This is a genomic window from Tabrizicola sp. T74, assembly GCF_057219935.1.
In genome coordinates this window covers 368,866-380,637 of the sequence record NZ_JBXVVT010000006.1, presented here as the reverse complement: position 1 = coordinate 380,637, position 11,772 = coordinate 368,866, and the positions used below count along the sequence as shown (strand labels likewise).

The following is an 11,772-nucleotide window of genomic DNA, read 5'->3' as shown; positions in this document are numbered from 1 at the left end:
AATGCACAATTAAACACCAGAATCGCGCACCTTGTGAGAAGTATGTCTGATACGCTAGTATCGCATCTTATCAGATTGGATAAACACCATGCGCAATGTCGTCATCGGCTTCCTCGGCACCCAGCTTGACATGGGCAAGCGGCGCGAATGGCGGCCTTCGGTCCAGCTGTGTGCCCATCCCGATTTCCCCATCGACCGGCTGGAGCTGATCCACGACAGGCGGCACTATCACCTTGCCTGCAACGTTGCCGCCGCCATCGGACGCATCTCTCCCGAAACCGAGGTGCGGCTGGTCAACATCGACATGAAGGACCCCTGGGACTTCCAGGAGGTCTACGGCAGGCTCTACGACTTTGCCGCCGACTACGGCTTTGACGAGGACCGCGAGAGGTATCACGTCCACCTGACCACCGGCACGCATGTGGCGCAGATCTGCTGGTTCCTTTTGACCGAAAGCCGCCACATCCCGGCGCGGCTGATCCAGACCGGACCGCCGAGGGAGGGGGGCGAACCGCAAGGCACGCTTGATGTCATTGACCTGGACCTCACGCGCTACAACGCGCTTCAGCGCCGGTTCGATGTGGCCAAGCGGGATCATGCGGCCCTGCTTCTGGGCGGGGTCGAGACCCGGTCGCCAAGAATGCTGGGCCTGATCGAACGGCTTGATCTGGTGGCCGGAACCACCGACGCACCGATCTTTCTCTTGGGCGAGGCAGGGACGGGCAAGTCGGCTCTTGCCACGCGGCTGCATGAGCTGAAGCTGGTGCGTCGCAGGGTCAAGGGCAGGCTTGTGCAGGTCAACTGTGCCACCTTGCGTGACGGAGCGCTGCCAGCCCTTCTTGGCCAACGGCGCGCGGCCACGGGTGCGCCGGGCATCGAAAGGCCCGGTTTCCTGCGCGAGGCGGACGGCGGGGTTCTGTTCCTGGACCAGATCGACGAGCTTTCGCCCGAGGCACAGGCGGCCCTGCTGCAGGCGCTGGAGACGGGTCGCTATTGCCCCGTCGGGTCCGAGGCGGAAACCTCGGTCAGGCTGCAGCTGATCGCATCGGCGAGCCTTGATCCCGGGGCGCTGGTCAAGTCGGGCCGGTTGCGCGCGGACCTTTACGCACGCCTTTCGCAATGGCAATTCCGCCTGCCCCCCTTGCGCGAACGGCGTGAGGATATCGAGGCGCATCTGCTGCATCTGATCGCCGAAAGCGAACGCCAGCTTGGGCGTCAGACCGGTTTCAATGCGGATGCCCTGGCACGCTACATGCGGTTTGCCAAGGATCCGGCGTCGGCATGGCCGGGCAATCTGCGAGACTTGCAGGCATCCGCCAGCCGGATGGCCGTCCTGGCCGAGCGCGGGCGGGTGACCCTTGCGATGGTCGAGGAAGAGATCGACATGCTGACAGCGCAGTGGCGGGCCGTGGATGCCGACCCCGATGGCACGCTGCTGGCCGAGGTGATCGCCGACCCGCAGGCGCTGGATGCCTTTGACCGGGTGCAACTGGCCGCGGTCATCCGCACGTGCCGCCAAAGTAGCAGCCTTTCAGCGGCCGGAAGATCGCTTTTTGCCGCCTCGCGCGCCGAAAAGGCCAGCCCGAATGACGCTGACCGTCTGCGTAAGTATCTGGCCCGTTTCGGGCTGGACTGGGCGGCGGTTTCGGCCAGTCAATCCCTTTGAAACGCTTGCGTTTGTGGTCGACTGGTTTCAAGATCAAGCGCGCAGAAGTTGTGTTTCAGGGGTCGGCGGGAGGCGCGATTTGGCTGTATTGCGCCAGGAAGTCATCGAAGCCGCGGCGCCGGATCAGGCCTCATTGGCTGCAGCGGTAAAGCTTCTGAAACCTGCGCTTTGGTCTGGCTTTGGCGGCTCTGCGGACGGCAAGCTTGTCTGGGGCGATTGCCAGGGGTCAGGTGCAAACCCCTACCGGCTGGCTGTCGATCTGGAGAACATCGGCAGCAAATGCACCTGCCCGTCCCGCAAGTTTCCCTGCAAGCACGCCCTGGCCCTGATGCTGCTGCAAAGCCGGGGGCAGGCTTTCCCGGTGGCCGACGTGCCGCCCTGGGTGGTCGAATGGATGGGGCGTCGCAGGGGCGCGTCGGTGGCGCCTGCGGCCCCGGAGACCGGCTCGGCGGCCGCTTCGGCGCCATCGCTTGCCGCCGTCATTGACGAGGCCGAGGCCGCGCCCGATCCAAAGGCTGAAGCCCGGCGCGAGGCGCAACGGCAGAAGCGCGAGGCCGAGACCGCGACGGCAATCCGGGCGGGCCTGACGGACCTGGAGGGTTGGATATCGGATCAGTTGCGTGGTGGGCTGACCAGCCTGATGGCCAACCTGCAGCCCCGGTGCCGGCAGATCGCGGCCCGCATGGTGGACGCGCGCATGGGGGCCCTGGCCGCGCGCCTTGATGAACTTCCCGCCCGGCTTCAGGAGTTGCCTTCCGCCCGGCGCGTCGATGCGCTGGTCGCTGAACTTGGCAATCTTGTGCTGATGTCGCGCGCCTGGGGCGATGGGTCCGCCCCTGATCCGGGCCTCCGCCGCCAGATTGCGACCACCGAGTCGCGTGATGCGCTGCTGGCCGATCCCACGGCGTTGCGGGTGATCGCCCCATGGTCTGTCTGCGCCACGCGAGAGGTGACCCGCCGTGACGGGTTGGTCGCTCAGTCCACCTGGCTTGCGAACCGTGGAGAGGGTCCGGCCTTCGCGCTTTTGCAGGATTACTTCCCCGCATCGGCCGGACGCCGAAGTGCCGCATTCGTCGAAGGCGAAACTTTCGGGGCAGAGCTTGTGTTCTATCCCTCTGCCCATCCTGTCCGCGCCCAGATCGTCCAGCGCTGTGAGGTCGGCGCCCCGTCCGCGCCAGCCGTGCCGGACGATCCGCTGGAGGCCTATGTCGCGGCTCTTGGCCGGGAACCCTGGATGGCCGAGCTTCCCCTGATGCTGCCCGAAGGGCGACTGGCCAAAGCCGAGGATGGCGCGCTGTGGTGGCAGGGCAGGGCGCGTGCCTTGCCTGTCCTGGCTGCGGACGTGCCAGAGGTTGTCTTTGGATTGCCGCTTTCGCGCGCGGTCATGCTTTGGGATGGCCACCAGGGCCGGATGCTCGAGGCTGAAACCCCGATGGGCAGGATCGGTTTTCATGGCTGAACCGCTAATCCCCCTCCTGATGGCCGCCCGGTCGCGCTGGATGATTGGCGGCGAAGCGCCAGTCCTTGACCATCCGCTTGTCGCCGAAGCATCACCGGCCGAGGCGGATCTGCGCCTCCTGGCGGTGGCGTGCCAGTACCAGCGGTTCGCGCAACCACCGCAGCCCCCGGCCCTGAACCAGTGGCCCGACCTGCCGCCGCTGAGCTTGCCCTTCCTGCCCGAAGCCCTGCGCCCCCTGGCGCGCAGACTGTTACAGGACAAGGCGGACCGGGCACCGCTCTGGTTGGCTACGTTTGTGGCGCGTCGGGGCCATGCGCTGCATCCTGCCGACTGGATGCCACCGCCGAGTGTCGACCTGCCCGAGGTCTACCGCCCGCTGCAGGCGTGGTCGCAAGGCCAGACCGCCCCGAATGCGCCCGTGTCGTCCGAGACCTGGCTCGACCTGTCCCGGGCAGAGCGTCTTGCGCGATTTACAGCCCTTCGTCGGGCCGACCCCATAGCCGCGCTTGCCCTCTTGTCTGAAAACATTGCCGCCTCTCCCGTCGAGGAGCGTCTTGCGCTGGTCGAGGCGCTGGCGACCAGACTGTCGGCCGAAGACGCCGCGTTTCTGCAAGGCTTGGCCACGGACCGGTCCGAAAAGGTTCGCAAGGCTGCGACCCATCTGTTGGCGCGGCTGGGCCATTCCGACGCCGACCCCCTGGCCGCCGAAGCCGCCGCGATGTTCGAAGTCGCGACCGAAGGCCTGATCCGGCGGCGCAAGGTCATGCGCCTGATCGCCAAGGCCAAGGACGGGCAAATCCGGTCGCTTGCCCAGGCGCTGTCCGAGATCAGCCTGCCAAGTCTCGCGCGAGCTTTGGGTCTGGACTCGGCCGAGTTTGTCGCGCTGTGGCAGCCGGATAAAGTGCCCCACACTGTGCAACACGCACTCTCTGGCATGATCGGGCGAACCGCGACAGACGCCGAAGTGGCTGACTACTGGCAAAAGATCATGGCCGATCCGGACGTCGCCCGAGCCAGCTTGCCCTTGCTTTTTTACCGGCTGTCGCCTGACGAGCAAGCGGCTGCCTGCCAATGGCTTGTCGCGCAATCCGGCCTTGGGGCCTGCGCCGACATTCTGTCTCTGACCGGGGTGGCGGTTCCGGCCCCGGTGTCGGCGACCCTGACGGCGCAGCGCAAGGCGCTGGTCGAACTGTTCGGGATGTCCCAGGAAACTGCACCCGAGAAAGCCGCAAGCGCGCGCGCCAAGGCGCAGGAGTTGGCGAATGTGCTGTCTGCCCTTGGCCTTCTGCTGACTGCCAGCGATGCCGCCCTTGTTCTGCAAACTCTGACCGGGGCTGGCGTCCATCCGGCTGACCCGATGCTCGACCGTCTCACTCTCAACGCTGCCTTGAAAGGTTCCTGAATGTCCGACATCCAGCGCCCGCCCGCCGAACAGCTTTTCGCCCGGGAACTTGCCGCCCTGAAGGCCGCCGACAAGGCCGAACGGCCCGAGGGTTGGGTTCTGTCCCCCAAGGCCGTGGTGACCTATGTCCTGGGGGGCACGGCGGCGGATGGGACGGTGATCTCGCCCAAATATGTCGGATCGCGGCGGCTGATCGAGACGGCTGTCGCCACGCTTGCCACCGATCGGGCGCTGCTGCTTCTGGGTGTGCCGGGGACCGCGAAATCCTGGGTGTCGGAACATCTGGCGGCAGCAATTGCGGGCGACAGCACGATGGTGGTGCAGTGCACCTCGGGGACGGATGAAAACCAAATCCGCTACAGCTGGAACTATGCCCAACTGCTGGCGAAGGGACCCTCGCCCCAGGCGCTGGTGCAAACGCCGCTCTACCGGGCGATGGATCAGGGCAAGCTCTGCCGGCTGGAGGAACTGACGCGGATGGGGTCGGATGTGCAGGACACGCTGATCACGGTCCTGTCGGAAAAGATGATGCCGGTGCCGGAACTGAATTCTGCGGTCTATGCCAAGCGCGGCTTCAACATCATCGCGACGGCCAACAACCGCGACAAGGGGGTGAACGAGCTGTCCTCGGCCCTGAAGCGGCGGTTCAACGTGGTCGTTCTGCCCCTGCCCACCGACATCGAGGAAGAAGTCGCAATCGTGACGCGCCGTGTGGGCGAAATGGGGGGCGGCCTGTCGCTGCCGGTGCCCAAAGGCACTGCGGCCGAGGTCGAGCGGGTCGTGACCATTTTCCGCGAGTTGCGCGACGGCAAGACGCTGGACGGCAAGACCGCGCTGAAGGTGCCCTCGGGGTCCTTGTCCACGGCCGAGGCGATTGCGGTGATGGTGGGCGGCCTGAGCCAGGCTGCCTGGTTCATGGACGGCGCGCTGGACGCCGAGGCACTGGCGCCGACGCTGCTGGGGGCCATCGTCAAGGACCCCGTCCAGGACAAGCTGGTGCTGGAGGAATATCTGGAAGGCGTCCTGAAAAAGCGCCGCGATTATGCCGGCTATTACACGGCGCTGACCGACCTTCTGTGATGGCCGAGGTCCATTACTTCGGCATTCGCCACCACGGGCCCGGATCGGCCCGGCGTCTGGTACAGGCGCTGGACCGGCTGCAGCCGAACCAGGTGCTGATCGAGGGGCCGTCCGACCTGTCCGACCTGATGCCCGCGCTGGCCCACCCGCAGGCACAGCCACCGCTGGCGCTGTTGTCCTATGCCGAGGATGACCCGTCGCGCGCGTTGTTCTGGCCTTTCGACATCTATTCGCCCGAGTATCAGGCGATCCGCTGGGCGGTGGCCCACGCGGCCAGGCTGCAGTTCATCGACCTTCCGTCCTTCGTAAAGCTTGCTCAGGAGCCTCAGGATGCGCCGCCTGCTCTGCGCGACGATCCGATTGCGGCGCTGGCGACAGCGGCGGGGCATGATGACCCGGAAAGCTGGTGGAACGACATGTTCGAGCTTTCGGGCGAAACGGACGTGTTCGAGGCAGTGGCCGAGGCCATGGCCGCGCTGCGCGATGGTCAGCCGGCCGCGGGCGACGACATCCCGCGGGAGGCGCAGATGCGGCAGGCGATTGCCGAGGCTGCCGGGGGCGATGGGCCGATTGCCGTGGTCTGCGGCGCCTGGCACGTGCCCGCGCTGACGGCAGCGCATGGGAAGGGCGCGGACCGCGAGGCGCTGAAGGGCCTGCCGCGCGTGAAGACACGGGCGACATGGGTCCCCTGGACCACGCAGCGCCTGTCGCGCCAGTCGGGCTATGGCGCGGGCGTTCCGGCACCGGGCTGGTATCGGCATCTGTGGGAGCAGGGCGGGGGTCAGGACGCTTCGGTGCGTTGGGTTGCCCGGATCGGCGCGGCGCTGCGGGCGGCGGGGCACCTCGTCTCGACCGCAAGCCTCATCGAGGTGCAGCGTCTGGCCGTCAGCCTGGCGGCACTGCGCGACCGCCCGGCCCCGGGGTTCGAAGAGCTGCGCGAGGCCTCGGTCGCTTGCCTCATGGGCGGCACGCCCGAGCTTTGGTCGCTGGTCGAGGCTGAGCTGCTTTTGGGCAATATGGTCGGCACCATTCCCCCCGACCTGCCGCTTGCGCCACTTCTGGACGATCTGGAGCGTCAGCAGAAAGCCACCCGACTGAAACCCGAGGCGTTGCCGCGCGAGTTGATGATCGACCTGCGGTCGGACGCAGGCACCGCCCGGTCGCAGCTTCTGCACCGGCTGGCGATCCTGGGCGTGCCCTGGGGCCGGATCGCCGACGCAGGCCGCAGCCGTGGCACCTTCCGCGAGAAATGGGTGCTGGCCTGGGAGCCGGAGCATGCCGTGGCACTGGTCGACAAGCTCGTCTGGGGTCCGACCATCGAGGCTGCGGCCACGGCTTTGCTGGTCGATGCGATGCAGAACGCGGCCAGTCTTGCCGATCTGGCGGGGGCGGTTGAAACAGCCTTGACGGCCGACCTGCCCAAGGCGGCGCAGGCCGGGATTGCGCTTCTGGACCGGTTGGCTGCCCGGACCGACGATGCCGGGGCGCTGCTGGCGGCCTTGCCATCGCTGGTCGACACCCTGCGCTACGGAACGGCCCGCGACATCGACCGCACGCCCTTGGCGGCATTGGCCGAGCGTGTCACCACACAGGCCGCAGTCGCCTTGCCCTATGCCGGGCGCAACCTCGATGCCGCAACCGCGCAGGCGCTGTCGCAAGCGGTTGTCGCGGCGCATTGTGCCGTGGTTCTGGCCGAGTTCCCCGAGCCGCTGCGCGCGGTCTGGCTGGGCGCCTTGTCCAGCCTGTCCGCCGCACCCCAGACCGCGCGCCAACTGGCCGGCTCTGCGACACGTCTTCTGTACGAAGCCGCGCAGATTTCGCCCGACGATGTGGCCGACCGCATCGGACTTGCCCTGTCGCCCGGCACGCCGGTCGTGGATGCCGCCGCCTATTTCGAAGGTTTCTTCGCCGGGGCCAGCCAGCGCCTGATCCATGATGCGGCCCTGTGCGCGGCGGTGGACGGCTGGATGCAGCGCCTGGACGAAGAGGACTTCATCGCCGCCCTGCCACTGTTCCGTCGGGTCTTTTCCGACCTTGCCCGGACCGAGCGGCAGATGCTGATGCAGGCTGTCCTGACCGGCCCACGGATCGCGCCCGCATCTGAAGACGAAGCCCATCCCGCCTGGGACGCGCATCTTGCCACCTTGACCCGAATCCTGACCGGCGGGGGATATCCATGAGCGAACGCAAGCGCCGCTGGTCCCTTGCCCTTGGTGGAGACGAAGCGGGTCTCACGGAAACTGACCGCCGGATGAGCCTCGCGCTGGACGCGCTTTATGATGATGAAAAGCCAAGGTCTGCAGGCCTCGGCGGGTCAGCCCCGCGCGTGGCACGCTGGCTGGGCGACATCCGCGAGTTCTTCCCGGCCCCCGTGGTGCAGGTCATCCAGAAAGACGCCTTCGACCGCAAGGGCCTGCGCCAGATGCTGTTGCAGCCGGAGTTCCTGGCCACGGTCGAGCCCGATGTGCATCTGATTGCCGACCTGATCTCGCTGCGCAGGGTGATGCCGGACAAGACGATCGAAACCGCCCGCCAGGTCATCGCGAAGGTCGTGGCCGAGCTTCTGAAGCGGCTGGAGGCACGAACGGCCGAGGCCATTCGCGGAGCGCTTGACCGCAGCCAGCGCACCAGCCGTCCCCGTTTTGCCGATATCGACTGGCCGCGCACGATCCGCGCGAACCTGTCGCACTATCAGCCCGATCTGCAGACCGTGATCCCGGAGCGGCTGGTGGGCTTTCAGCGCACGCAGCGGCGGCTTGCCGATCTGGATGAAGTCGTGCTGTGCGTCGACCAGTCGGGTTCCATGGCGACATCGGTGGTCTATTCCTCGATCTTTGCGGCCGTCATGGCGTCGATCCCGGCAGTGAAGACCAAGCTTGTCTGTTTCGACACGGCGATTGTCGATCTGACCGAAGACTTGGCCGATCCGGTGCAGGTGCTGTTCGGCGTGCAGCTTGGAGGCGGGACCGACATCAACCGCGCGATCGCCTATTGCGAAGAGCGGATCGAGCGGCCGTCCAAGACGCACCTCGTACTCATTTCCGACCTGTACGAGGGGGGCAACGCAGAAGAGCTTCTGGGGCGCATCGCACGGCTGGTCGCAACCGGGGTGAACGTGATCGCGCTTCTTGCACTGACGGACACCGGTCGGCCGGGATATGATCCAAGGAATGCCGAAGCCTTCGCCGCCCTTGGGGTGCCCGTCTTCGCCTGCACCCCCGATCAGTTCCCGGCCCTGATGGCCGCAGCACTGCGGCGGCAGGATATCGCTGCGTGGGCGGCAGCCCAGGACATAAAGCTTGCCAGGTGAACTCGGGTAGGGGCGCGCGCCGTTTGCGATTGCGTTGAACGAGTGCCGTCGGCTTCCGGCTCAACGACTGAAACGGCATGCGTCGCCCACCATCCTCACGCGGCATGGACCGCCGCCGTCACTGGAACCGGAAATCCCGGCCGGGCAGGGGGCTGACGCCTTGCGTTGACCCGATGGGTGGGTTGGTGTCGCCATCGGTGCGGACGATCATCTCGCCCAGGTTCGGGACATCAAGATAGATCACCGTGTCGGCGCCCAGCCGTTCCACATGCCGGACCCGACCTTGCCAGCGCGGCGCATCGCTGGTCAGGCGCAGGTGCTCGGGCCGGACGCCATAGGTTGCGCAGGACTCGCCCGCTGCGGTGCCGGGGTAGAGGTTCATCTTCGGGCTGCCGATGAAGCCCGCGACGAAGGGCGAGACGGGCGCGTCGTACAGCTGCATCGGCGCACCGACCTGTTCGATCCGGCCGGCGTTCCGGACGACGATCTTGTCGGCCATCGTCATCGCCTCGACCTGATCGTGGGTGACGTAGATCATCGTGGCGCCCAGCTTGCGGTGGAGGTCGGACAGCTCGATCCGCATCTCGGCGCGCAGGGCCGCATCGAGGTTCGACAGCGGCTCGTCGAACAGGAAGACCTTGGGGTCGCGGACGATGGCCCGGCCGATGGCCACCCGCTGACGCTGGCCGCCGGACAGGGCCTTGGGCTTGCGATCAAGGTAGTCCGTCAGCTTCAGCGCGGCCGCCGCGACCTCGACCTTGGCCTTTATCTCGGCCTTCGGCAGGCGGGCCGGCGAGAGGCCGAAGCCGATGTTGTCGCGGACGGAAAGGTGCGGATAAAGCGCGTAGTTCTGGAACACCATCGCGATCCCGCGGGCCGAGGGTTCGGCGTCGGTCACGTCCTGCGCCCCGATGTGGATCGTGCCCGAGGTCACCTCCTCCAGCCCCGAGATCAGGCGAAGGAGCGTGGACTTGCCGCAGCCCGAGGGGCCGACGAAGACGCAGAATTCGCCTGGCTCGATGGTCAGGTCGACGCCCTTGATGACCTCGACCGCGCCAAAGCTTTTGCGGATGTCCTTCAGGACGACGGAAGCATCGGACGCCATGCGCTACCCTTTCACCCCGCCGGTGGTCATCCCGGCGACGATCTGGCGGTTGAAGAAGATGAAGACAAGAAGGGGCGGGATCGTGACCAGGAGGATGTTCATGAACAACAGGTTGAACTGGCTTTGGAACTGGCTTTGGAAGTTGAAGAGCGTCAGCTGCACGGTCACGTTCTCGCGGCCCGGCAGGTAATAGAGCGGGTTGGTGAAGTCGTTGAAGATCGCGATGGACTGGACGACGATCAGGGTAACCGTGACGGGCTTCAGCAGCGGCAGGATCACCTTGAAGAACACCTGCCAGGGCTTGGCGCCGTCGATGATCGCGGCCTCGTCCAGTGATCGCGGGATGGTGCCGATGAAGCTGCGGTAAAGGAGGACCGAGAAGGCCAACCCGTAGGCCACCTGGATCAGGATCATGCCGTGGATCGTCTTGAAGAGGCCGAGGCCCTGTAGCACCCAGATCGTCGGGACCACGGCAGGGGGGACCATCAGGCCGATCAGGACGCAGGCGTAGATCAGCTTGTTCCAGCCGGTGGGGCGGCGCTGCAGCACGTAGCCGACCATTGCGCCGAAGATCACCAGCAGGGTCACAGCGCCCACGGTGATGATGGTAGAGTTGAAATAGGCCAGGAGAAGCATGTAGTTGCGCGTCTGCACGACGTCGACCAGGTTCTGCCAGAGGTGCCATTCCGTGGGCCAGGTGAACAGGAACAGCGCGGCTTCCTGCTTGGTCTTCACGGCCATGAACAGGATGTAGAGGAAGGGCAGGATGAAGATCACCGTCGCGACCAGCAGAGCTGCGATGCCGAGGTTGCGGCGACGGGCGGCGGTGCGGCGGAGGCTCACAACTCGACCTCACGCTTGCTGAACCACCAGGTGAGCGGCAGGATGATGACGGCGATGAGGATGAACAGGATCACGTTCCCGGCGGTGGACAGACCGTAGAACCCGGCCTGGTACTGCTTGTAGATCACCGATGCGAGGACATCCGAGGCGAACCCCGGCCCCCCGCGCGTGGTGGCCCAGATGATGTCGAAGGACCGCAGGCCCCCGATCAGCGACAGAGTGACCACCGTCACGGTGGCCGGGCGAACCAGCGGCACCGTCACGCGCCAGAACTGCTGCCAGCCTGTCGCGCCGTCGATGCGGCTGGCCTCGTAGTATTCCGGGGAGATGGCGGCCAGCCCCGCGATGTAGATCAGCGTCGCGAGGCCCACGCCCTTCCAGATGTCGATCAGCGCCACGGAATAAAGGGCCAGCGCCGGGTCGGACAGCCAGGCCGGGCCGTCGATTCCGACCCAGGACAAGGCAAGGTTGATCGCCCCCTTGGTCGGGTGCATCAGCGCCGCGAAGGCGATGCCGACACCGATGGTCGACACCAGCACCGGGAAGAACACCACCGACCGCAGGAAGCCCTGGAACCAGATCCCGCTGGTCAGGAGGACCGCGAGGAGCAACCCCAGCACAGTCTTCGCGCCCGAGGTGACCACCGCGTAGATCAGCGTGTTGACTAGGCCCTGGACCAGGAACGGCTCCTTGAAGAACTGGCGGTAATTGTCGAGGCCGATGAAATGCGCCTCGAACAGGTCCCAGCGGGTGAGGCTGAACCAGAAGCTGGCAATGGTAGGCACCAGGAACAGGGTCACGAAGACCACCGCGGCGGGCAGCACGAACCAGTAGGGGTAGGGCGAGCGTCGGGTGGCCATATAAGTCTCGGTCAAGGGTAGCCCCCGCCCGTCTGGGGTGGGCGGGG

9 protein-coding genes are annotated in these 11,772 nt (G+C 66.3%); 6 read left to right on the top strand and 3 right to left on the bottom strand.

From position 1 onward, the window contains the following. Nucleotides 1-88 precede the first annotated feature (88 nt). From AC2EAL_RS18910 to AC2EAL_RS18885, 6 genes are all read left to right on the top strand, one after another. Entirely contained in the window at nucleotides 89-1,666 is a 1,578-nt protein-coding gene (locus AC2EAL_RS18910; protein ID WP_484725781.1) for an RNA repair transcriptional activator RtcR family protein, read from the top strand. Nucleotides 1,667-1,745: 79 nt separating this feature from the next. Further along, on the top strand, nucleotides 1,746-3,125 hold the full coding sequence (locus AC2EAL_RS18905) for an SWIM zinc finger family protein (protein ID WP_484725780.1): 1,380 nt from the start codon (nucleotides 1,746-1,748) through the stop codon (nucleotides 3,123-3,125). Next, complete coding sequence (locus AC2EAL_RS18900) at nucleotides 3,118-4,527, top strand: DUF5691 domain-containing protein (RefSeq protein WP_484725779.1); 1,410 nt, start codon at nucleotides 3,118-3,120, stop codon at nucleotides 4,525-4,527. The genes AC2EAL_RS18905 and AC2EAL_RS18900 overlap by 8 nt, the downstream gene beginning before the upstream one ends. After that, nucleotides 4,528-5,607, top strand: a complete 1,080-nt coding sequence (locus AC2EAL_RS18895; RefSeq protein ID WP_484725778.1) for an ATP-binding protein — start codon at nucleotides 4,528-4,530, stop codon at nucleotides 5,605-5,607. Continuing rightward, on the top strand, nucleotides 5,607-7,787 hold the full coding sequence (locus AC2EAL_RS18890; RefSeq protein WP_484725777.1) for a DUF5682 family protein: 2,181 nt from the start codon (nucleotides 5,607-5,609) through the stop codon (nucleotides 7,785-7,787). Before AC2EAL_RS18895 ends, AC2EAL_RS18890 begins: the two co-directional genes overlap by 1 nt. Next, on the top strand, nucleotides 7,784-8,917 hold the full coding sequence (locus AC2EAL_RS18885) for a VWA domain-containing protein (RefSeq protein ID WP_484725776.1): 1,134 nt from the start codon (nucleotides 7,784-7,786) through the stop codon (nucleotides 8,915-8,917). Before AC2EAL_RS18890 ends, AC2EAL_RS18885 begins: the two co-directional genes overlap by 4 nt. A 118-nt stretch (nucleotides 8,918-9,035) precedes the next feature. Here the strand turns inward: AC2EAL_RS18885 and AC2EAL_RS18880 are convergent, their stop codons facing one another. From AC2EAL_RS18880 to AC2EAL_RS18870, 3 genes are read right to left on the bottom strand one after another with little or no spacing between them, the layout of a single operon-like run. Beyond that, nucleotides 9,036-10,022 carry an ABC transporter ATP-binding protein gene (locus tag AC2EAL_RS18880; protein WP_484725775.1) on the bottom strand — a complete coding sequence of 329 codons (987 nt, stop codon included), beginning with the start codon at nucleotides 10,020-10,022 and terminating at the stop codon, nucleotides 9,036-9,038. Between the two features lie 3 nt (nucleotides 10,023-10,025). After that, nucleotides 10,026-10,865 carry a carbohydrate ABC transporter permease gene (locus AC2EAL_RS18875; RefSeq protein ID WP_484725774.1) on the bottom strand — a complete coding sequence of 280 codons (840 nt, stop codon included), beginning with the start codon at nucleotides 10,863-10,865 and terminating at the stop codon, nucleotides 10,026-10,028. Then, complete coding sequence (locus tag AC2EAL_RS18870; RefSeq protein ID WP_484725773.1) at nucleotides 10,862-11,740, bottom strand: carbohydrate ABC transporter permease; 879 nt, start codon at nucleotides 11,738-11,740, stop codon at nucleotides 10,862-10,864. Before AC2EAL_RS18870 ends, AC2EAL_RS18875 begins: the two co-directional genes overlap by 4 nt. Between the last annotated feature and the right edge of the window lie 32 nt (nucleotides 11,741-11,772).